The following is a 20,774-nucleotide window of genomic DNA, read 5'->3' on the forward strand; positions in this document are numbered from 1 at the left end:
TTGTGGAGAGAGCTTTTGGCATTGGGCCCTCGGCGCTGACGGAGGCCATGGGCATGCTCAACCACCATTTCGCAGCAGCCGCCTGATCGGCGCAGAGCGACAGCCTACCTCTGACTGCCGCCAATCTTTGCAACAGAGCCCTCATGAGGTCCTTTGGTCGGCAGAGGACTTCTGGCGTGTAGAAGACCGTTCGAAATCGGTTCGCGAGGGCGTAGTGCTTCGCGTCGTGCTCCCCACGCGGACCCCACTCGTTGATGTACGCCTCGAGCGCGTCCCAATTCGCGTACCGACGAGCGGAGTTGGTCTTTCCCACGCCTGCAGCGCCGTGGCAGATCCCGATGGTCTTCTCTTTCCGCACGGCGTTGGCGAACTCGGTGAAACGTCGGTGTTCTTTGGTGACGATAAATGCTTGGTTCATCACTCGTCCTCTTCGTAGGTGCGCAGCTTCGGCCGCCGCTTTGTGGGTTCGGGGATGCGAGGTTCCTCACGGGTGGCAACGGTCGGGATGCGGTCGTTGATGGCTCGCCGCAGCTGCTTGCGACGGGCGCGGCGAGCCGTTTCGATGTCGCGAAGACTGAGGCGCAGGTTGGGGTGGGCTTCATCGATAGCGGTACAGATGAACGTGTCCCGGTCATAGACCCGGATCTCGGAGATGTCGCGGGGGTCGTACCGGATCGTGATGGTGTGGCCGACGAACGGGGCAAGAGTGGGGGCGAGGTAGCGCTGGCCTTGGAAGTGGATACCGTCGCGTTGCACGACTCGGTTCTTCGGAACAGTGAGGAGAAGTCCGTCGAGCTCTTGGAAGCTGTCGGGCATCCGTGGCAGCCATCCGTCTGCAACCCAAGCGTCCCGCGGCGAGATCCCCAGCTCACTATGGGGCCGGTCGTTGTAGGTGCCAATAAACTGGCCGATAGCACGATCGAGACCGGCAAGGTCGAGGACAGGCGTAGGTGCCCGACTGCCGGGTCCAAGGTAGCCAGGTAGTGCGCTCAGGAGTTCCGTGTTGATCGTGCCGAAGAACCTCTCGATCTTGCCGCGCCCCTGAGGCCTGCCGACGGTTGAGTGGATGATCCTGACATGCAGGGCGATCGCGGTTCGTTCGAGGTGGTGGCTGATGAAGTCGGAGCCGTGGTCGACGTGCAGGATGTCGGGGATGCCGCACATCGCCCACGCGGGGTCGGTCTTCCGCCAGATCGCCTGCCGGAGGGCGAGGGCTGTGTTGATAGCTGAGGGTGCACCGCTGAACACCATGAACCCGCAGATCGCACGGGAGTAGTCGTCCATCACGGTCGTCAGCCACGGCCGGTCAGGTTTACCGTCAGCGCCGACGATGAGGATGTCGAGTTCAGTGTGGTCGGACTGCCAAGTTTGGTTCGGGTGTTCAGCACGGCGCCGGAAGACGAGCTCGTGCTTGTCTCGGTACGAGGCCGGCCCCTCCAGCGCCAAAGTGACAAGAGCCGGATCGAGGGCCTGGACGATCTGCCGCACGGTCGCATAGCTCGGAGCCCGCAGCTCACGCGCCTGCGCATCAGTGACGGCGAGACGATGCAGCGTGGCGACACTCGGGCGCGGCCGAGTGAGTGCCAGCTGTTCGATGAACGCGACCGTCTCTGCTGAGGTTCGGCGGACACCTTTGTCCATACGCGCATGAGGGTCGAGGGATGCGACGCCGCCTGCTCGATAGAGCTGGTTCCAACGCTGCAGAGTCCGAGCGGAGATCCCTGTTTCCCGAGCGAGGACGGCGAGCGGGATCTGGTCTTCGACATGCAGCCGAAGAACACGCCACCGCTCGGCCGCATCCACGAGTCACCTACACGGTGGTGCTCTCGCGGGCCGCAGAGGCTTGCTGATGCCGGTACAAAGTGGCTCGGCTCCACCCGACGAGCTTTGCCGCATCCTCCGCGGTGCGGCCCTTCGCCCGGGCCTCGGAGACGAGCTTGAGTTTGTCCGCTACAACCACAGGATCGGACAAAGGCCGACCAAACTTGGTGCCCCCATTTCGAGCGGCTGTGATTCCTGCGTTCACACGCTCGGTGATCAGCTCGCGTTCATACTCGGCCAAGGTGGCAAGCATGTTCAGCATCAGCCGGCCCGACGTCGTCGACGGGTCAATCCCATCCGAGATGCTCTTCACCTGTATGTCACGCCCTCGGAGCAGCTTCACCGTGTTCAGCACATCGATCAAGGATCTTCCGAGGCGATCGACTCGCCACACGACGACGGTGTCGCCGGGCTGGGCGTGCTCGAGGAGCTTCTTCATCCCGGGGCGTGAGATCGCGGTCCGACTGCCCGAGGTGACGTCGGCAAAAATGTCCCGCTCCTGCACGCCCGATTTGACCAGAGCCTCAACCTGCAACTTTGCGTCTTGGCTTCTGGTGCTGACCCGCGTATATCCAAGATGTCTCACGGCTCCATTCTGCCTTGGAAATAGCTAGAAACGTCGACGCAAAGACACTTCGCGGTGAGACATGTTTCCAAGACAAATGTGACCCGGAATTCCACCGTTAGTTCCTGAGGCTCGAGGGAGGCTTCGCGTGTCTCGAAAAGCTTTTGATTGTCAACGCATGTCGATGTCCGTCATGCCTTGGATCCCGGACATTCGGGGGTGTGGTGCAGGAAAGCTGGGGAGGCGAGAAGCACCCGGAAAGCGGCGGTTGACGCGTCGCACTGGATGAAATTTCCATCACAGTTTTGGCGTGGAGTGTTCATCCACGGTTTGGTCGGACGCCACCGATGCGACATCTGGTCCTCCTAATTTGGGCGACGTGACCAGAACCGATCTTTCATCCTCACGCCTTTGGCGCGGCGACGGACAACCTCTGCTCGAGCAGATCCGCCTTGCAAGTGCATCGTTCTCCGAATCGGAGAAGCGAGTTGCGCGCTCGATCCACGCCGATCCGCGTGTCGTCATGACGAGCTCCGTGACGGAGTTCGCCCAGATATCTGGAACGTCGGTCGGGTCAGTTGTGCGGTTCTGCCAGAGGTTCGGTCTGCATGGCTTCCAAGAGTTCAAGCTCCTACTCTCGCGCGAAACCCCGCCCGATAGCCCGGGCCCGACCGATGCAGAGGATCCACTCATGAGCACTGTGCGGGGGACTCTGCGTGAAAGCGCGGACGCACTGGAAGCAACCGCCACTCACATCGACCTCAGCGACGTGACGACCATCGTCGACGCCCTAGCATCGGCCCGACGCATTCGGTTCGTAGCAGTGGGCACGTCCGCTCCGCTTGCCTCAGACGCAGCCTATCGACTTACGGCCCTCGGACTCGACGCGACGTTCACCCCCGACTTCATCGCCCAACACGTCGCCGTCCAGGGCCTTGATGAGCGCGACGTCTGCTTTGTCATCAGCCACACGGGATCGACGAAAACGACGCTCGAGGCGGCGCGCACCGCTGCCAATTCAGGAGCGAAAGTCATCGGCATCACGAGCTTCCTCACATCCCCGCTCACAGAGATCGCACACGCGCTGATCGTCGCGGGGAGCTCGGAGACGCGGCATCGAGTGGAGGCGATGACCAGCAGAATCGTGCATCTCTCACTTCTCGATGCCATCTACAGCGTGCTCACGATCCGAGTCAGCGGCGCGACGGAACGGCGTGACGAGGCCGAGAAACTCGTCAACTCCCACCGGATCTGATCCGGCTCGAGCCCCATAGACAGAGAGCGAAGATCGTGAACGGACAGGTCACCGACACCGACGGCAACCCGCTGGCGGACATCCGGGTAAGCGACGGGAACACCGTCGTGCATACTGCGGCCGACGGGAGGTTCCAGCTGGAGACGGACGCGCGTTTCGTGTTTGTGGTGCGTCCGGTGGGTTGGCGATGCAACCAATGGTACTTCGACGGTCGCGAATCCGAGGTGACCTTCACCCTGCAGGCGTCCCCAGTAACGCTTCCGCTTCGCTTCGCTCATCTCACGGACACGCACATCGGTGATGGCGGCAACTATCCGCAGCCCGCGGAACTTGGCACGGGTGAACGTTTGTCTACATTGCTGACCAAGATCGTCGAAGACCAACCGGACCTGCATTCCGCGATCATCACCGGTGACCTGACCGACCACGGCCTCCGCGAGCAATACCGCGAGTTCCGCGAAGCAATTTTCGACACACCAATCCCCGTGCATGTAATTCCCGGCAACCACGATCACATGACGGAACAGACGAGCGATGTCGTCAGCCGCAACGGCTACGCAATCCACTCCGGAGAACCGCGCCACTACGAAGCATTTCTCGGCCCGCGGTGGTATTCGTACGATCTTCCCGCACTGCACGTCGTCGCCATCGACTGGTTCACGCACGAGCTCGGCCGGGATCACGAACAGCAGAATGCCTGGCTGAGGGCCGACCTCGAAGCACTCGACGAGGACATTCCCTGGATCCTACTGTCGCATGATCAGCCAGGCTCCTCGATTCTCTCTGGGCTCCCGAGGCCCCCCATCGCTACATTCTCGGGGCATCGCCATACGTCGCGGGTCGTACGTACTGCGGACACGCTGCACGTCAACACTCCACCTGCGCTCTTCGGTGGCGTCGATCTTTCTCCGGCGACCTACCGCCTTATCACGTGGGACGGCGTAACGATCGGCGTCGAGACGCTCCCTACCGATCCGGATCCTGCCCAGACCCCCGCGGTACTCCTCCCAGCCGCGGCCGAAGCGGCGCGCTGGCGCCGGAGCGTCGGGACGCCCGGCCAGCGTGCCCCTTTCGCGATCGCCAAGGGCGTCATCGTTCTTCCCCTCGCCGATGACGACCACGCTTCGGGGGGTCTCTTCGCGGTCGACGCCGCGACGGGCGGGCTGCTCTGGCACGCCGACCTTGATGCTCCCGTGCGTTCGGCCCCCGTGGTGCACGGCGCGAGCGGCACGGTCCTGTGCACATCGGTATCCGGAACGACAGCGGCGTTCGAAATCTCCACGGGGCGACAGCTATGGCGGAAGCACACCCCCGACCCACTCAGGCTCTTCGGGTTCACTCCGCCAGCAATTCACGAGAATCTCGTCCTCGTGGGCGATCACTCCACCTTGCGCGCGCTCGACATCGACGACGGACACACGATCTGGGAGCGACGGGACATAGCGCCGTACCAGATCTTCGCCCTCCTCGCCGCGCCCGTCTTCTGGGAGCGACGGGCAGCCGACGACGCGTCGGCTCTCATCGTCTGGAGCGGATTCCCTGAGCCGCGAGTCCCTGTCCTCCTGGATCCGGAGACGGGCGAAACGTTCGGGGACCGACTTGCGGAGAGCAACACAGATCTCCTCGAATCGTTGCGCGGTTCGTCCCCCCTCCCGATCCGCACGCCGCTCATCGAACCTGCTACGGGTGATCTGATTGCGACCGGGATCACTGGAGTGTTCCGACGTCCCACGAACAACGACGCGGTGAGCTGGTTCCAAGCGAGCTCGATTCCGTGGAACCCGACGCCGCCGTACTGGACGCTGGAAGGAGTTCTGTTCTCCGACGCGGGAGGCAGCGTCTATCTCAGAGACGCGGCGAGCGGCGAGACACGCTGGCACGCAGAGGTCGCGGCTCGAAGTAATGCCTGCCTACTCACGTACAGGCGCACTCCTCATCCGCTCTTCGCGGCGCCGACGATCTTGGACAAGCAGGTCATCCTCCCAGCCCTCGACGGTGACATCATCACCCTCGATCTCGGTGATGGCGCCCTGCGCTCACGGTTCGCCACCGGCATCCCAATCCTCGTCTCCGTGCAGCGCTTCGAGGATACGACCGTCGTGCTCCACGCCGACGGCACACTCTGCGCCTACCCGAGCGCAATCGTGCAGGGGGAGGAGTCGTGAAGCACCGGAGTATCGGTTGGGTGCTCGTAGCACCCGCGCTCGCACTCATCGGATTGTTCGTGCTCTTGCCGGGCGTGCTTGCGCTCGTCGGCAGCCTCTTCCGCATCGATCTCGGCGACCGCACCGTATGGACCTGGGCCGGTATCGCGAACTACACGGCGATCCTCACCGACCCTGCGGTACAGCAGGCACTGTGGAACACGGTCGTCTACTCAGTCCTCACCATTGTTCCCAGCCTCGTGCTCGGACTCGGCACCGCCATGCTTGCGCACTCGTTTACTCGAGGTCGACCCGCGCTCCAAGTTCTGCTCTTTCTCCCCTTCGCCACCAATATGGTCGCGATGGCCGTCGTCTTCCGCTGGATCTTCGCGTCGAGAGGAGGCTTCGTCAACGAGGTCTTCGCCGTCGTCGGCATCGGACCCGTCAACTTCCTCGGCGATACCTCGACGGCGCTGTTCACTGTGGCTCTGGTGGGCATCTGGCGCCTGACATCCTTCGTGATGATCTTCTATCTCGCCGGCCTAACAAGTATTCCAACGGCGTTGCACGAGGCCGCCGCCGCCGACGGACTGGGCTCGTGGGCGAAGTTCCGACGGGTCACCCTTCCCCTGCTGCGCCCCATGACCGTGTTCGCGACGGTTATGGCCGTCCTGCAGTCGGTCCAGGTGTTCGACACCATCAACGTCATGACGGAAGGTGGCCCGCTCGGTTCCACCGAGACGGTGCTCACGATGACCTGGCGGCTTGGGTTCGTCTACTTCGACCTCGGCCAGGCGGCGGCGCTCGCATCAATGCTCCTTGTCGTCCTGGTTCTCATCGGAGTGATTCGGCGACGGGCATTTACTGGAGATAAGGAAACCGTATGACCACCAAAATCTCGCTCCGCCGCTCCCTGTCCCATTCTCTTCGGTGGCTGCTGGCTCTCGTTGCCATCACGATCTCGGTTTTCCCAGTGCTGTGGATGCTTCGCTTGTCGCTGTCTCCGGCTGACGAAGCAGTACTCGACGGTATCCAGCTCCTGCCGAGTTCTTTGGACTGGGGCAACTACGCACGAGCGTGGGAGAGTGCGGATCTCGGCCACGCAATGCTCAACGGAGCGCTGGTCACGGGCAGCATCCTGATCATCCAGATCATCACCGTGATCCCCGCGGGCTATGCGTTCGCAAAGCTCCGATTCCGAGGTCGCGACGCAGCCTTCGCTGTCATCCTCGCGTGTCTTCTGGTGCCGACGCAGGCTACAGCGCTGCCGTTGTACCTGGGCATCGGCTCCATCGGACTTGCGAATACCTTTGCGGCCTTGGTGCTCCCGTTCATGACCAGCGCGATCGGGATCTTTATGCTCCGTCAGCACATGATCACGATTCCCGACTCGCTCCTTGAGGCCGCGAAGGCGGACGGCCTCGGCACCCTCCGCACGCTCGTGCACGTCGTCGTCCCGTCGTCGATGCCGACGATCGCCGCGTTCGCAGTTTTGTCCGTCTTCACGCACTGGAACGACTATTTGTGGCCGCTACTAGTCGCCCGCGACCCTTCGCTGTACACACCGCCGCTGGCTCTTTCGATCTTCCAGCAGGCGGAGACCGGCACCGCGTACGGCGAGCTCGCTGCCGCAGCCATGCTCGTCACCCTCCCCATCGTGGTGCTGTTCATCGTCGCTCAACGCAAGTTCGTCACGGGCATCGCCGGTGGCGAACTGCCCGGGTGATGACAGTCAACCCGACTCCACAGTTTCACCTCCTCAATCCCACTTCCTATCTACGAAGGCGAAATCATGTCCCACTCACGCATCACACGAATGAGCGCATTGGGCGCCGGCCTCATCAGCTCCGTGCTCCTGCTCTCCGGGTGTTCCGCTCCCGCGGAAGAAGCTGCGCCTGCGACGCAGGCTGACATCGGGGAATGCTCACCGGACGGCGTCACCATCACCGCTCAGTACGCCAACCAGGGCCAAGCCGCGGCTGAGCTCGGCAAGAAGTCGATGGAGGAGACGTACCCCGGCCTCACAGTTGACCTCAAGGCCGCTCCCGAGGGAACGAGCTATGACGAGCTCACTCAGCAAATCGTCGCAGATATCGCTGCGGGATCCCGCCCGGACGTCATCATGCTAGGGCTCGATCAACTCCGATTCTGGGTCGAGAAATACAGCCCTCGCGAAATCGACCGGTCCTCGCTAAGAGACACCTACATCGACGACTACCTGGATGTCGGCACGCTCAACGGGAAAACTTACGTCGCACCCTTCCAGATCTCTGTTCCTGTGCTTTATACGAACACGACGCTCACGGAATCTGCGGGCGTCTCCGAGCTCCCGACCACGCATTCTGAGGTGCTCGACGGCGCTCGGCAGGTCCAAGAGAAGACAGATGTGACGACGCCGATCCAGATTCCTCGCGACAACATTGCCTGGTGGTTCGTGCAGGCTTTCGTCGGCAGCGGCGGGGCCGAGTACGCAAACGAGGATGGCACCGCTGGCTTTGACAACGAGGAGGGTTACGAGGCGCTGAAGATCTACGAAACCATCGGTGCAGAGAAGCTTCAAGACCCTGTGAGCTGGCAGGACTCGATCTCAGTCTTCTCCCGTGGAGAAGCTGCCTACTTCTTCGGCACACCCGCCGTGGGGGCCACCGTGGACGCCGCCGTCGGCGACTCCTTCGAGTGGACCATTTCCGACATGCCGATCCCCGATGGCGGAAGTGCTGTGCTCCCCGCTGGGGGTAACGGGTGGATGACCCTGTCCGACGATGAGTGCCGCTCGGCATACGCCGGAGAGCTCATCGGCGCGATGTTGGACCCCACGGTCATCGTGGAGAGCTCGAAAGCAAACAGCTATATCCCTGTGGATGTCGCCGCGAAGACCGAGCTGCTGGAGCTGGCGGAAGCACAGGGACCGCTCGGATACGCATGGCGCTATGAGGGAGTTCCTGTTGCCGGAGGCGGTTGGCCCGGAGAGAGCCTCGCGCGCACGAATCAATACTTGCAGGACATGGTGCAGGGGATGATCGACCAGGCTCAGCCTTCCAAAGAGATCGTTCCCGAAACCGTCAGCCGCATCGACGCACTGTCGAACTAGCCAGGGAAGAAGCTCCGTCATGTCTGCTGAAGTATCCCTCCGGCATCTGTCTAAGCGTTTCGGCGACGTCACCGCCATCGGCGATATCCATCTGGACGTCGCCGCGGGCGAATCGCTTGTCGTCCTCGGCCCTTCCGGCTCGGGGAAGTCGACCCTCTTGAGGATCGTTGCGGGGCTCGATTCGCTGGACACCGGAGAAGTCGTCATCGGGGGCACACCGCAGCAAGACTTGCCTCCCCACAGAAGAGACGTCGCGATCGTCTTCCAACACTTCGCGCTTTATCCCCATCTCAGTGCGCTTGAGAACATCACGCTCGGCCTGCGACACGGCCTGCGCCTCACCCGCGAAGAGGCACGGGCGCGGGCAATCGACCTGGCGCGGCGCATGGGTATTGGAGAGCTGCTGTCCCGGAAGCCGCGACAGATGTCCGGCGGACAGCGTCAGCGTGTTGCACTCGCGCGGGCGCTCGCGCGCAACGCGCGCGTCGTTCTGCTCGACGAGCCGCTCTCGGGACTTGACGCCCAGCTCCACGTCGCGCTGCGCCAGGAAATCGCCGATCTGATGCGCGCGACCGGTGCGACGTCCATCCACGTCACCCATGATCAGAGCGACGCGATGGCGCTGGCCGATCGCATTGCTGTCATCCGCGCGGGTCGAATCGAGCAGATAGGTACTCCGGAAGAGATCTACCACGATCCCGCGACGTCATTCGTCGCTGGTTTCATCGGGTCGCCACCCATGAACCTCTTCGACGGAGAGCGCAGGGACGGGGGGTATCGCACCGTCTTCGGTGTGATCGCCTCACCGCCCGCCTCCCGCAGCGTCCTGGTCGGAGTGCGGCCGGAGCGTCTTCGCCTCCGAGAGGCCGCAGATTACCGAGCGACCGGCCTCGTCCATACAGTGATCTTCGAGGGGGAGACGCAGGTCCTTGAAATCACGGTGGATGGCGTCCCCGCCGCGGTTCGCACGGATCGCGGCGTCTCGGTTCATCGCGGCGAGTCCGTATCGATTGGCTTCAACGCATCGGACATTCTGCTGTTCGACGCCGAGACGGGTGCCCGATTGCCACGCGACGGTGCTCATGCCGAGTAGGGGCGGCGCCGTCCTGTGGGATCTCGATGGCACGCTCATCGACAGCGAGGCGAGCTGGGCGCACGCGTGCGCCCAGCTCTCGCGCGAGCTTGGAGCGCATCCCTGGGATCCTGAACCGGCAGAGATCTCGGGCATCTCCATTCCTGGTCTTGCGGATCTCCTCCGTGAGCGTGGAGCTCGTAGTGAACGCCGTGTGGTCGTGAAACTGCTGGCGGAACGAATGGAGGATCTCAATCGTCGCGACGGAGTCTTGTGGCGCCCGGGGGCGCTCGACCTGCTGGAGACCCTGCAGCGTGCGGGCGTTTGCCAAGGACTCGTCACGATGTCCCCCTCGCGCACCGCAGCCACCGTCCTCGAACAGCTACCTCACCCATACTTCGCCGACGTAACGACGGCAGATATGGTCACCCGTCCAAAACCCGACCCAGAGGCCTACCGGACAGCTCTCCGCAACTTACGCGTCTCTGGCTCGCAATCCGTGGCAATAGAAGACTCCACCGTTGGGGTGCAGAGCGCGCGAGGCGCGGGTCTCCGCGTGATCGCCGTACGGGGCTCCCAACCCGTCGAGGCACAGGATGGCATCCAGGTATGGGAGTCGTTCCGTCATCGCGGGATCGATGACGTGATCGCGGCGGGCTTGCGACTCTGAGGCGTCTCTGGATCGAAAGCAGTGCCAGTACCCCTGCGCGTTGCACTGGAAACAAGCTCGCGAAACCCATGAATCTAGAGATATCTCACCGGCCGCACTGACTCGACTAGTCCCCGGGGAGCGTCCTCTCGTCTTGCCCGCCCGCCAGCTGACGGTAGCTTCACGTACCCCGGTTCGTCTGGAGCGGGGTGGCGGAGGCGCTCGAACAGGGCATACCGTCCATCCACCAGACGCGATCTACGTCGCTATCGTCGGACCACTTGCGCATCCTCAGCGCGACGAAAGCTACATAGCTGATGTACAGCGGAAGGCAGATGAAGCTAACCAGGATGATCCATCCGTCCGGTATGCCCCAGCACTAAACGCTCCACTTCACCAGAAATATGAAGACTGGGAGTGGTGCCAAGAGTGCCGCAACGGCCAGCGCGGACCCCTTTGACACCAACCGCGCTTGCCTAGACGCCTCAGGTGTCGTCTCCATGCGGCGGCGGTAACACACCCCATGCGCGTAGGGGCAGTGGAACCGACCATCTAACCGGTTCGCGAAACCCATGGGTTATGCGACAGGGAGGTTACGAGACACATGCGCCCGGTCGGGGACTCACCGAGGACGGCGAGCAGATTCGAGGCGCGGCCGGTTCAGTACAGCATCCCCATCACCGCTCGTACCTCGTCGAGAGTGCTCTGTGCGATCGATTGGGCACGGGCGTTGCCCTCGCGGAGCGCCGTTGCAGCGTCGGCGTACGTGAGGGCAGCGCGGCGTGCTCGGTGTTCCCGCAAGAACTCGTTCACCGCCTCGATCGTGAACTCCTTCAACGCGCCCGCACCAGCACTTCCGATCTCGGCGGCGATGTCCTCCGGAGTTCGGCTGAGCACGATCGCCGCTGTTGAGAGAAGGCCAGCAACCTCGGGCCGGTTCTCGGGATCGTAGGCAATGGTGCGTTCAGAATCGGTGCGGGCACGTTTGATTACTGTTGCTGTTTCGTCCGCCGTCATACCTAGTGCGATCGCATTGCCGTAGCTTTTGGACATCTTGCGGCCGTCGAGTCCCGGCAGCTCGGGCACATCGGTGATGAGCGCGACTGGCTCTGGGAAGACCTCGCCATATCGTTCGTTGAATCGGCGCGCGATCGTTCGCGTGACCTCGACATGCGGAAGGTTGTCTTTCCCTACTGGCACGAGGTTGCCCTTGCAGAAAAGGATGTCCGCAGCCTGGTGGACCGGGTAGGTGAGAAGTAGCCCACTCAGCGCGCGGCCTGAGGCTGAAAGCTCAGCCTTGACCGTCGGGTTGCGATGCAACTCGGCCTCCGTGACCAGGCTCAGAAACGGGAGCAGAAGCTGATTGAGCGCCGGTACCGCTGAGTGAGTGAAGATCGTTGTCGATTGTGAATCCAGGCCCGCTGCTAAATAATCAAGGACCGCTCCGTAGACATTCTCACGAACGTTGCCCGCAGACTCTCGATCGGTGATGACCTGATAGTCAGCCAGGATGACGAAAGTCTCAACTCCGGCGATCTGCAGCCGCACTCGTTCTCTGATTGTCCCGAAGTAGTGACCGAGATGAAGCTGTCCAGTGGGTCGTTCGCCCGTAAGGACCCGATAATGCTCGGGGTGCGCCGAGATTGAGGCGCGCAACTCCGGCATGCGTTCGGCGGTGGCGGTGAATGAGTCCATGTCTGCTCCGATACTCAGGGAGCTACACGGACGTTAGTACCGCGAATTTCGCGGGCTGCCGTGCAGCCCGCGCGTGTGCGTTACGGCTGCTTGTGCAGCCACCACCAGGACGAAACGGCGAAACGCATGGAAAGAGCATAGCGTGACCCGCTTGTCGCCGCTAAGAACGCGGTTACCCCATGGCGAAGATGCCGCGCGCCCGATGTGCGCCACGGCCGATGTCTCATAACCCTAGGGATACGAGACGTCTCATCTGCCTGAGTGTTGAGGACTTCGGACACTGACATGGTTCGCGAGTTTCCCAGGCTCGGCGATTCTCACAACTATGTCTCACAAGTGATTGACAAGATACGAGTACACACCCATAGTTGCGAGACACCTGGAGAACCCTGAAATGGCAAAGCTGATCGGCTACGCACGAGTGTCCACCCGCCAGCAGTCGGCGGATCGCCAAGAAGTGGACCTTCTGGCTGCGGGCGTCCGCCGAGATGATCTGTACACCGATCACGGAGTCTCCGGTGCCCGCGCATCTCGCCCCCAATTCGATCGCGCGATCGAAGCAATCGAAACCGGCGACACCCTCGTCATCACCACACTGGATCGGTTGGGCCGATCGACACAGAACATGCTCGCCTTCGCAGACGAGCTCCACGCTCGAGGCGCAGGATTGCGCGTGCTGAACCTGGGAGGCGGCGACGTCGACACGTCCACGCCGATGGGGTCGATGCTGTTCACCGTCATGGCAGCACTCGCGCAGATGGAACACCAAATCAAGCGCGAGCGCATCGTTGACTCGATCAGCAAACGACGCATCGCCGGCAAGGATCTCGGCGGACGCCGACAGCGAGTCACGGACAGCCAGATCCGCAACGCCCTCCACCTCGTACAAAGCGGCCAGCCAACAGCACAGGTCGCCCGCGACCTCGGAATGTCCCGCGCAACCTTCTACCGCCGGTCAAGAGCACTCACCGATTAGCACTCGACCGCAAAGTGTCGGTTTGTGCACACCAGTACAGATCGGGCGTTGTCCACAGTCCCCAGCACAATGCCCGGATTACTAGGGCCAGCTGTGCCGACGACTTCGGACAATGACACATCTGGTCGTCGACGTCGACGAGGCTGCCGAAAACGATCGTTATCGCCTGCCTGTACAAGTACGTGGCGATGTCTCCACGTTCAATCGTTCAGCACGTCAAGACCCTCGGCCTCTAGCTCGAACCGGAGTTGGACTCGACCCGACCAATAGGGAGAAAGCTCCTTGAGACGAGTCTGCGCGTGACGGGAGTCAGACGCCGTGGGCGGCGAGGAACTGGCTGACGTTCGCATGACGGAAGGCACCCAAGTTCTCCCGGATCTTGTCGTGATCCCAGTCCCACCACGCCAGCGCGATGAGGCGTTCCGCGATGTCGTCAGGCTGTCGACGGCGAATTACGGTCGCGGGTACGCCTGCAACGATGGCGTAGGGAGGCACGTCCTTGGTCACGACAGCACCTGCCGCGACGACTGCCCCGTCGCCGACGATGACCCCAGGCTTGATCTGAGCTCCGTGGCCGATCCACGTGTCGTTGCCGATCACGGTCCGACGCGCGGCGCGGGCCGAGAAAACTTCGTCATCATCATCAGCGTCGCCCCAATACTTACTGCTCCGGTAGAGGAAATGGTGCAAAGACGCACGGTCGAGCGGGTGGTCGACCGCACCCACCCTCACGAAGCTCGCGATGTTCGAGAAGCGACCGACAGTCGTGTTCGCGAGATCGGCGTAGCGGTCGCAGTAGCTGTAGTCACCCAGTTCGCTCGCTGATACGCGCGACCCCTCTCCGACCTCGGTGTACCTGCCGATCACGCTGTCGGTGATGACGGCTCCGCCGTGCACGATCCCTTGTGGCGGCAGGGGGTTTCCGTGGCCGGCGGCAAGGTCCCCACCCAGGTGCTCCGCCGCCGGCCCTTCCACGAGACACTCAATCGTGAGGGCAAGGAGATCTCCGCCCTCCGTGATGGTGCCGTGGTTCTCGATGACGGCGTCTTCCGCCCAGTGCGGGGCAGGGTCGGCGCGTCGAAGGCGTTGCTCGATGTCATCTCCCGCTTCTCTCCCGCGCTCGCGAAGCCGAGAGGCTCTCACCTCATCGCTCACGGTTATCCGGATGACTACGAGCGATCTGTATCTTTTCTTCAAGGCCCCGAGGACGGAGCGCGATACGTTCACCACCACTGAGCGTCCGGCGCTCAGGTGCTCGTCGATCTCCGTGGTGAGCCCGTAGCGCAGTCCGTGCGCTGCCCACTCGACCGCGAACTGCCCTCGCGCCGAGAGCACATCGAAGTCCGTGTCAGACAGCGGAAGGTGGTCCTCACCAGCGCCCGGTGGGCGGGTGATGCAACGGCGGGGATAGACGAGGTCTGCGCGTGCGCGCGCACGAGCTCGGGCGATCAGCGAGTCTTTGCCTGAACCGCTCGCACCGATGATGGCGACGAACGTGCCAGCGATCATGTCGGCCCCGGTCATGCGACGCGTACACCTTCGCGATAGACACTGCGCACGACCGGCACGGACGCTCCACCGTCGAAGCGGTGGTCTCGAACGCGGATGACGTCGGCGCGGGTGCCGGCCTCGATGCGCCCTCGGTCGTCGAGGCCGATGGCTGCTGCAGCGTTTCCACTGAAGAGCATCGCGCCCTGGGAGAGCGTGATCGAGCCGGCCGCTACGAGCTTGAACACTGCCTGCAGCGGACTGAACGGAACGTAGTCGGACGAGAGGATGTGCAGCAGCCCGCGTTTCAGCAGTTCCGCTGCCGCGACATTGCCGGACTGGCTCCCGCCGCGAACGATGTTGGGGGCGCCCATGACCGTGAGCATGCCGTGTTCCAGGGACGCTTCGGCTGCCGCGACGGTCGTCGGGAACTCCGCGATCTTCACACCGAACGCCGCCGACTCTTCCACCTGCTCGCGTGTCGAGTCGTCGTGGGCGGCGAGTGTGATTCCGCGCACCGCAGCGATCCCAGCAGCGTTTTTGCGATTCCGGTAGGAGTGCAGCGCGGCCTGCTCGATCATGCCGGCGATGTAGGCGTCAATCTCCCCCTCGCCGACGATCCCCTTGCCGAGGTAATACTTGCGGAACTCTGCCACGTCCTCGAACTGCCGCTGCCCCGGGGTGTGATCCATCAGCGAGATGACCCGAACGTCCTTGTGCGATGCGAACTCCTCGACGCGATCCGAGCAGTCTTCCGCTGAGACCTCGCAGCGCAGGTGGATCGCATGGTCGGCCCGGAGCAGTCCTGCGCTGCTGGCCGTGGTGATTGCGTTCGCGAGCTCTCGGGCGGTGCGGGCGAGAGATTCACGGTTGGAGGGCTCGGAACCGAGTCGGATCGCATCCAGGACGGTGGTGGTGCCGGCTGCGGTCATCTGGGCGTCGTGGGCGAGCAGGGCGGGGAGTGCTTCCCAGTGGACCCCCGGACGGGGCCGGAGGTGATGTTCGACGTGGTCGGTGTGCAGTTCGACACCACCAGGCATGAGGATGTCGCCTTCGAGGTCGATACCTCGCTCGGATGGGCCTGCGCTGATGTCGGCGATGCGTCCGTCGCGGACGAGGAGCGATCCGTGAAGAACCTCTCGCTCAAGCACGATGCGCGCGTTGGTGAAGACGAGATCGGTGGTCATCGGAGGCCTTCCAGGGGGTGGATGGAGTGAAGAAGGAATGGTGCGCCCGGTTTGGGTTCATGCACTACAGCGAGGGCGTCGAGTTGGACATCAGCGCCGAGCCAGTCCGCGAACCAGGTCTCGAGCACCGCCCGCGGCAGGTCATGAGCATCAAGGGCAATGCCGTCGGTGAGGGTGAAGTGAAACCGGAATTCGTCGAGAACATAGGGGTAGCCGAAGTCGACAAGCAGCGAGCGCTGACGCAGCGTCAGGGTCTCGGGTCGCCGCCGCGCGATCTCCTCAGGCGTCGTCGAGGCGCGCACGTGGTCGACCTCACGAACGACACGCGAAGCGAGTGCGTTGAGTGCGGGCGAGGGCGTTCCGGGTACGAGGGCCAGGAACCGCCCGATCCGGTCGACGGTCAGCGCCGGGATAGTCACCGGTCGGGCGGTAACCGCCAGCTCGGCAACTGCGTCGTTGAGAGCCTCGACAGCCCTTCCTGGCGCGAGTCGGAACGGGGCTTTCAGCGTCGCGTGGAACCCGTAGCGCCGCGGCTCCGTAGTGATCGAGTCGGCCGCCTCCCGGGCCAAGTGAGGCGAATGGAATTCCGAGATCGGAGAATCGTCGATGCTGCGGCCAAGCCATCCTTCGGCGTGTGATCTCAGCGCGATATCTCGTGGCGCGGCGTCACCGAGCCCGGGTATCGCGTACACCGCGTAGCGTTCGGTCATGCTGCTGCCGCTGCGGGGATGAAGTTCTCGACGGGGACGACGTGGTCTGCGACCGCGTCGCGGACTTCGGCGTCGTGGAAGATTCCGAGGATGGCGGTTCCCACCCCGAGCTTCTCGGCGATGAGCTCGACGACCACACGACGGTTGCGTGCGTCGAGCGAGGCTGTCGGCTCGTCCAGCAGCAGCATCGGCAGGTCGGCGATGAAGCCGCGGGCGATGTTCACGCGCTGCTGCTCTCCGCCGGAGAATGTGGCCGGCGGCAAGGTCCACAGACGGGTCGGGATGCCGAGGCGCCCAAGCAGGTCGCCTGCACGCTCGAGCGCCTCCTCGGCGCCGGTTCCGCGTTCGATGAGAGGCTCGGCAACCACCTCGAGCGCGGGAACTCGGGGAACACATCGGAGGAACTGGCTGACGTATCCCATCGCGTCACGCCGTGCGGCGAGGACCTCGCGAGGATCGGCCGTCGCGATGTCGAGGTCGGTCGACGCCGCACGGAGCCGAATGGCCCCGGCGTTCACGGCGTAGTTGCCGTAGACCATCTTCAGGATGGAGCTCTTCCCCGCTCCGGAGGCGCCGCCGAGAACAACGCAGTCGCCCGCGTGGACGTCGAAGCTCAGCCCGCGCAGGACCGCGAGCTCCTGGCCTCCTTGCAGGTGCATGGTGAAGGTCTTATCTAGATCGGAGACGGAGAGAACGGGAGGGGCGGTGTTCATGGTCATCCTTGCAGGATCGAGGAAACGAGCAGTTGCGTGTAGGGAGCCTGCGGATCGTCCAGCACCCGGTCGGTGAGTCCCGACTCGATTACGCGCCCGTCCTTCATCACCACGGTGCGGTGTGAGATCAGTCGCGCCACGGCGAGGTCGTGCGTCACGATGATGATGGAGAGTCCGAGTTCACTCACCAGCGAGCGGATGAGGTCGAGCAGGCGGGCCTGCACGGAGACATCCAGTCCGCTGGTGGGCTCGTCCATGAAGACCAGCCTCGGCGAGACGACAAGGTTGCGGGCGATCTGGAGCCGCTGCCTCATGCCACCGGAGAACGCGGCGGGCGGATCGTCGATCCGGTCGCGGGGGATCTCGACCCGTTCCAGCCAGTTCGAGGCCTCGCCACGAATCTGACGGTAGTTCCGCCACCCGTTCGCCATCAACGGCTCGCCGACGTTGCCGCCGGCGCTGACGTGCATCCGCAGTCCGTCGGCGGCGTTCTGGTGCACGAATCCCCACTCGCTGCGCCACAGTCGACGCACCCCGCTCTCGGAGAGCTGGCCGAGGTCGGTTACGTCCCGGTCTGCGCGGCGGTAGCGGATGCTGCCTTCGCTGGCTTCGAGCCGCTGCGACAGCGTGTTGAGGAGCGTCGACTTCCCGCTTCCCGATTCACCGACGATGGCGAGGACCTCACCGGGCCACAGGTCGAAGTCGACGCCGCGGCAGCCGAAGCGGTCGCCGTAGCGATGGCCGAGGTCTCGGACCTCGAGGAGGGGGCCCTGCAGGCTCATGCGGATACCTCGTGCTCGTGAGTGAGTGCGCTGACGCGCTCGCAGTGGTCGCTGTCGGAGCAGGCAAACATTGCCCCGCCGGCGTCGTCGGTGATGATCTGGTCCAGGTAAACACCGGTCGATCCGCAGATCGCGCACGGCTGCTCGAATCGCTGTGGTTCGAACGGGAAGTCTTCGAAGCCGAGGCTCTCCACGTCGGTGAAAGGCGGGATGGCGTAGATCCGCTTCTCCCGGCCGGCCCCATACAGGTGGAGCGCCGCGCTCTGGTGGAGCTTCGGGTTGTCGAAGCTCGGTGTCGGCGACGGCGCCATGAGGTAGCGACCGTTCACCATGACCGGGTAGTCATACGTCTTCGCGATATGGCCGTACTTCGCGATGTCCTCGTAGAGCTTCACGTACATCAGGCCGTACTCGTTCAGCGCGTGCATTCGGCGAGTCTCCGTCTCACGCGCTTCGAGGAAGCGGAGCGGCTCAGGAATGGGTACCTGGTAGATCATGATCTGCCCTTCGACGAGGGGCGTCTCCGGGATCCGATGGCGGGTCTGGATGACGGTCGCCTCGTCGGTTCGTGTAGTAGTAGCTACGCCCGTCACCGTGTTGAAGAAGGCGCGGATGGAGACGGCGTTCGTGGTGTCGTCCGCCCCCTGGTCAATGACCTTCAACACATCGTCAGAGCCGATGATCGCCGCGGTTAGTTGGACGCCGCCAGTGCCCCACCCGCGTGGGAGAGGAACTTCACGGGACGCGAACGGGACCTGGAATCCGGGGATCGCCACAGCTTTCAGTAGCACCCGTCGGATCATCCGTTTCGTCTGCTCGTCCAGGTAGCCGACGTTGTACTCGATGTCGTCCGCGCTCATGCGGGGGTCTCCTGACCGGTCTCGGTGTCGGCGCCGTGTTCACGACGCAGTTGCGTGATGAGGTGCAGCTCCGCTTGGAAGTCGACGTAGTGCGGCAGCTTGAGGTGCTCGACGAAACCCGCGGCCTGCACGTTGTCGGCGTGACTCAGCACGAACTCTTCGTCCTGAGCGGGGGCGACGACCCGTTCCGTGAACTCGTCCGCGCGCAGTGAGCGGTCGACGAGGGACATGGCCATGGCCTTGCGCTCTCCGCGCCCGAACACGAGTCCGTATCCGCGGGTGAACTGCGCGGGGGTGTCGGCGTTGCCGGTGAACTGGTTGATCATCTGGCTCTGCGAGGAACCTCATATAAATATGCCCGCGAAACACCACCGGTGACTCACATAAGAATGCCCGCGTAATTCTCGAGCTTAGCTTGCCTGTTTCCTGCTCGCGCGGGCCGGCTTGACCCCGGCTGCCGCGTTTGGTGCTTTCGCGAGTTCGATCGCTTCGAGCGTGCGAGTCTTCTCGGCCGCGAGGTAGGTGAGGCGCTGCTGGATTCGGTCGATCTCGCGAGCGATGTGGGCCGGGTTCAAGCTGTCACGGTACCCGGTCAACTCGGCGGTCTTCTCGGCGCTGAGCACACCGGAACGCTGGAGCCGGTCGAATGGTGTCGCGAGCTCATCGTAGACACGTTTACGGCGCCCCCTTTGATCGGTCGCCCAACCGATGGGTTTCTTCGTGGGGGTGAGGAAATTATGGCGATCGTTCACCAGCGGCCATAACTCGTTCAATAGCTTCAGCAGAGGCGCGGTGTCGTACCTCCAGTAGAACGCGTACCGGCGCACGATCTGATTGTTTTTCGACTCGATCGTGGCCTGATCATTCTTCTTGTACGGCCGGGACCTCGTGAAGTAGATGTCAAGTTCTGCAGCCCAACCGATGACGTCGTAGTTGATGAACTCGGACCCGTTATCAAAATCCACCCCGGTCACCTCGAACGGCACTTCGCTGATGAATCGGTCGAGGGCGTCACGAATGTGCAGGTGTGCGTTGTTCCGGATCGAGCGCGTGTACGTCCAACCGGTGTGCATGTCGGTGAGATCAACACTGCGACAGAACTCACCCTTCAAGACGGGCCCGCAGTGTGCGACGGTGTCGCCCTCGAAGAACCCGGGTACGGCCTCGATCTCGTCACCGGCTTTCCTGATCGTGATCGAGTTCCGCAGCAGCGGGCCTGGCGTGGTGGTGGCGATCCCGCGGAGTGGGTCCCTCGCGCGGGCTGGGGCGAGGTAGCGGTCGATCGTGGCCGGTGACATTGCCAGCAACTCGTCCGCGACGTGGTGACTGTACCTGCCCCGGCCTGGGACCAGTTCGCCGTGCGCTTCCAGCAGCATGAGTTGGAGTTCCATTGACGCGGCCAAGTATTTCCCGCTGATCCCGCCCGCGAACGCCCACACTTTCTGCAGCACTTTCAACGCGTCATGTGAGTACTTCAGCGGGCGCGGCTTACGTTGCCGGGCCCCTACCCGACGCGGTTTCAGCGCAGCTTGTAACTGTCTGCGCGCGTTGTCTCTGGACCAGCCCGTGATCGCGCATACCTCGTCAAGGAGACGGCTCTTCTCCTTCTTGGCCGCTGCGGCATACTGCTTCGCGAACTTTCGTGTGATCTCGTGTCTGGCACGCATTGATAGCCCACTTCCCATGAAACTGATGATTCCGTTTCGCGGGCATTTTTACGTGATGCACCGGAAGTGTTTCGCGGGCATATTAGGTGAGGCACGTCG

At 63.2% G+C, this 20,774-nt stretch carries 19 protein-coding genes and 3 pseudogenes; 10 read left to right on the forward strand and 12 right to left on the reverse strand.

Going from position 1 to position 20,774, the window contains the following annotated elements:
- Positions 1–86, forward strand: a pseudogene (locus tag ACR0R4_RS12605) (IS6 family transposase); the annotation flags it as partial.
- A gap of 89 nt (positions 87–175) precedes the next feature.
- Here ACR0R4_RS12605 and ACR0R4_RS12610 read toward each other — a convergent pair.
- The 3 genes and pseudogenes from ACR0R4_RS12610 to ACR0R4_RS12620 all read right to left on the reverse strand — a co-directional run.
- Positions 176–418: pseudogene (locus tag ACR0R4_RS12610) on the reverse strand (AAA family ATPase); the annotation flags it as partial.
- Positions 418–1,803 (reverse strand): TnsB C-terminal domain-containing protein, encoded by a 1,386-nt coding sequence (locus tag ACR0R4_RS12615; RefSeq protein ID WP_329747759.1) that lies wholly within the window; start codon positions 1,801–1,803, stop codon positions 418–420. The gene ACR0R4_RS12615 and the pseudogene ACR0R4_RS12610, both read right to left, overlap by 1 nt.
- 7 nt (positions 1,804–1,810) lie before the next feature.
- Positions 1,811–2,407, reverse strand: coding sequence for a recombinase family protein (locus ACR0R4_RS12620; RefSeq protein WP_329747760.1), 597 nt, complete (start codon positions 2,405–2,407; stop codon positions 1,811–1,813).
- A 358-nt stretch (positions 2,408–2,765) separates the two neighbouring features.
- On the opposite strand from ACR0R4_RS12620, the pseudogene ACR0R4_RS12625 reads away from it, so the two are divergent.
- The 8 genes and pseudogenes from ACR0R4_RS12625 to ACR0R4_RS12660 all read left to right on the forward strand — a co-directional run.
- Positions 2,766–3,020 (forward strand): annotated as a pseudogene (locus ACR0R4_RS12625) (MurR/RpiR family transcriptional regulator); the annotation flags it as partial.
- Positions 3,021–3,077: 57 nt separating this feature from the next.
- Positions 3,078–3,641, forward strand: coding sequence for a MurR/RpiR family transcriptional regulator (locus tag ACR0R4_RS12630; RefSeq protein ID WP_433647776.1), 564 nt, complete (start codon positions 3,078–3,080; stop codon positions 3,639–3,641).
- A gap of 35 nt (positions 3,642–3,676) precedes the next feature.
- Positions 3,677–5,806 carry an outer membrane protein assembly factor BamB family protein gene (locus tag ACR0R4_RS12635; protein ID WP_069388522.1) on the forward strand — a complete coding sequence of 710 codons (2,130 nt, stop codon included), beginning with the start codon at positions 3,677–3,679 and terminating at the stop codon, positions 5,804–5,806.
- Positions 5,803–6,672, forward strand: coding sequence for a carbohydrate ABC transporter permease (locus ACR0R4_RS12640; RefSeq protein ID WP_227022450.1), 870 nt, complete (start codon positions 5,803–5,805; stop codon positions 6,670–6,672). Before ACR0R4_RS12635 ends, ACR0R4_RS12640 begins: the two co-directional genes overlap by 4 nt.
- The gene (locus ACR0R4_RS12645) at positions 6,669–7,511 is read left to right on the forward strand and encodes a carbohydrate ABC transporter permease (RefSeq protein WP_069388521.1); all 843 of its coding nucleotides are present in this window, start codon (positions 6,669–6,671) and stop codon (positions 7,509–7,511) included. The genes ACR0R4_RS12640 and ACR0R4_RS12645 overlap by 4 nt, the downstream gene beginning before the upstream one ends.
- A gap of 66 nt (positions 7,512–7,577) precedes the next feature.
- Entirely contained in the window at positions 7,578–8,876 is a 1,299-nt protein-coding gene (locus ACR0R4_RS12650; protein ID WP_217987208.1) for an ABC transporter substrate-binding protein, read from the forward strand.
- A 19-nt stretch (positions 8,877–8,895) separates the two neighbouring features.
- On the forward strand, positions 8,896–9,969 hold the full coding sequence (locus ACR0R4_RS12655) for an ABC transporter ATP-binding protein (RefSeq protein WP_069388519.1): 1,074 nt from the start codon (positions 8,896–8,898) through the stop codon (positions 9,967–9,969).
- Positions 9,959–10,618, forward strand: coding sequence for an HAD family hydrolase (locus ACR0R4_RS12660; RefSeq protein ID WP_329864036.1), 660 nt, complete (start codon positions 9,959–9,961; stop codon positions 10,616–10,618). Before ACR0R4_RS12655 ends, ACR0R4_RS12660 begins: the two co-directional genes overlap by 11 nt.
- A gap of 639 nt (positions 10,619–11,257) precedes the next feature.
- Here the strand turns inward: ACR0R4_RS12660 and trpS are convergent.
- Positions 11,258–12,292, reverse strand: a complete 1,035-nt coding sequence (gene trpS / locus ACR0R4_RS12665; protein ID WP_330194026.1) for a tryptophan--tRNA ligase — start codon at positions 12,290–12,292, stop codon at positions 11,258–11,260.
- Between the two features lie 394 nt (positions 12,293–12,686).
- Between trpS and ACR0R4_RS12670 the strand changes: the two genes are divergently transcribed.
- Positions 12,687–13,268 (forward strand): recombinase family protein, encoded by a 582-nt coding sequence (locus ACR0R4_RS12670; protein ID WP_330194025.1) that lies wholly within the window; start codon positions 12,687–12,689, stop codon positions 13,266–13,268.
- A 309-nt stretch (positions 13,269–13,577) separates the two neighbouring features.
- Here the strand turns inward: ACR0R4_RS12670 and phnN are convergent, their stop codons facing one another.
- The 8 genes from phnN to ACR0R4_RS12710 form a co-directional block, all read right to left on the reverse strand.
- Entirely contained in the window at positions 13,578–14,792 is a 1,215-nt protein-coding gene (phnN, locus tag ACR0R4_RS12675) for a phosphonate metabolism protein/1,5-bisphosphokinase (PRPP-forming) PhnN (RefSeq protein WP_329864283.1), read from the reverse strand.
- On the reverse strand, positions 14,789–15,943 hold the full coding sequence (locus ACR0R4_RS12680) for an alpha-D-ribose 1-methylphosphonate 5-triphosphate diphosphatase (protein ID WP_421009279.1): 1,155 nt from the start codon (positions 15,941–15,943) through the stop codon (positions 14,789–14,791). Before ACR0R4_RS12680 ends, phnN begins: the two co-directional genes overlap by 4 nt.
- The gene (locus tag ACR0R4_RS12685) at positions 15,940–16,653 is read right to left on the reverse strand and encodes a DUF1045 domain-containing protein (RefSeq protein WP_329864234.1); all 714 of its coding nucleotides are present in this window, start codon (positions 16,651–16,653) and stop codon (positions 15,940–15,942) included. Before ACR0R4_RS12685 ends, ACR0R4_RS12680 begins: the two co-directional genes overlap by 4 nt.
- The gene (gene phnL / locus ACR0R4_RS12690; protein WP_329864235.1) at positions 16,650–17,366 is read right to left on the reverse strand and encodes a phosphonate C-P lyase system protein PhnL; all 717 of its coding nucleotides are present in this window, start codon (positions 17,364–17,366) and stop codon (positions 16,650–16,652) included. The genes ACR0R4_RS12685 and phnL overlap by 4 nt, the downstream gene beginning before the upstream one ends.
- Before the next feature lie 2 nt (positions 17,367–17,368).
- Positions 17,369–18,148, reverse strand: coding sequence for a phosphonate C-P lyase system protein PhnK (phnK, locus tag ACR0R4_RS12695; protein ID WP_329864236.1), 780 nt, complete (start codon positions 18,146–18,148; stop codon positions 17,369–17,371).
- Positions 18,145–19,008 (reverse strand): alpha-D-ribose 1-methylphosphonate 5-phosphate C-P-lyase PhnJ, encoded by an 864-nt coding sequence (locus ACR0R4_RS12700; RefSeq protein WP_329864237.1) that lies wholly within the window; start codon positions 19,006–19,008, stop codon positions 18,145–18,147. The genes phnK and ACR0R4_RS12700 overlap by 4 nt, the downstream gene beginning before the upstream one ends.
- Positions 19,005–19,334 (reverse strand): carbon-phosphorus lyase complex subunit PhnI, encoded by a 330-nt coding sequence (locus ACR0R4_RS12705; protein ID WP_430407116.1) that lies wholly within the window; start codon positions 19,332–19,334, stop codon positions 19,005–19,007. Before ACR0R4_RS12705 ends, ACR0R4_RS12700 begins: the two co-directional genes overlap by 4 nt.
- 84 nt (positions 19,335–19,418) lie before the next feature.
- Positions 19,419–20,675, reverse strand: coding sequence for an integrase catalytic domain-containing protein (locus ACR0R4_RS12710; protein WP_433645266.1), 1,257 nt, complete (start codon positions 20,673–20,675; stop codon positions 19,419–19,421).
- Between the last annotated feature and the right edge of the window lie 99 nt (positions 20,676–20,774).

The sequence above is a fragment of the Leucobacter fengyongliangi genome (assembly GCF_050971685.1).
In the GTDB taxonomy this organism is placed as follows: Bacteria; Actinomycetota; Actinomycetes; order Actinomycetales; family Microbacteriaceae; genus Leucobacter.

Coding starts and splice junctions, on each gene's coding strand:
- ACR0R4_RS12705 (WP_430407116.1), bottom strand. CDS start 19,334: ATGATCAACCAGTTCACCGGCAACGCCGACACCCCCGCGCAGTTCACC.
- ACR0R4_RS12645 (WP_069388521.1), top strand. CDS start 6,669: ATGACCACCAAAATCTCGCTCCGCCGCTCCCTGTCCCATTCTCTTCGG.
- ACR0R4_RS12710 (WP_433645266.1), bottom strand. CDS start 20,675: ATGCGTGCCAGACACGAGATCACACGAAAGTTCGCGAAGCAGTATGCC.
- ACR0R4_RS12670 (WP_330194025.1), top strand. CDS start 12,687: ATGGCAAAGCTGATCGGCTACGCACGAGTGTCCACCCGCCAGCAGTCG.
- ACR0R4_RS12700 (WP_329864237.1), bottom strand. CDS start 19,008: ATGAGCGCGGACGACATCGAGTACAACGTCGGCTACCTGGACGAGCAG.
- ACR0R4_RS12650 (WP_217987208.1), top strand. CDS start 7,578: ATGTCCCACTCACGCATCACACGAATGAGCGCATTGGGCGCCGGCCTC.
- phnN (WP_329864283.1), bottom strand. CDS start 14,792: ATGACCGGGGCCGACATGATCGCTGGCACGTTCGTCGCCATCATCGGT.
- ACR0R4_RS12660 (WP_329864036.1), top strand. CDS start 9,959: ATGCCGAGTAGGGGCGGCGCCGTCCTGTGGGATCTCGATGGCACGCTC.
- phnK (WP_329864236.1), bottom strand. CDS start 18,148: ATGAGCCTGCAGGGCCCCCTCCTCGAGGTCCGAGACCTCGGCCATCGC.
- phnL (WP_329864235.1), bottom strand. CDS start 17,366: ATGAACACCGCCCCTCCCGTTCTCTCCGTCTCCGATCTAGATAAGACC.
- ACR0R4_RS12680 (WP_421009279.1), bottom strand. CDS start 15,943: ATGACCACCGATCTCGTCTTCACCAACGCGCGCATCGTGCTTGAGCGA.
- ACR0R4_RS12655 (WP_069388519.1), top strand. CDS start 8,896: ATGTCTGCTGAAGTATCCCTCCGGCATCTGTCTAAGCGTTTCGGCGAC.
- trpS (WP_330194026.1), bottom strand. CDS start 12,292: ATGGACTCATTCACCGCCACCGCCGAACGCATGCCGGAGTTGCGCGCC.
- ACR0R4_RS12685 (WP_329864234.1), bottom strand. CDS start 16,653: ATGACCGAACGCTACGCGGTGTACGCGATACCCGGGCTCGGTGACGCC.
- ACR0R4_RS12630 (WP_433647776.1), top strand. CDS start 3,078: ATGAGCACTGTGCGGGGGACTCTGCGTGAAAGCGCGGACGCACTGGAA.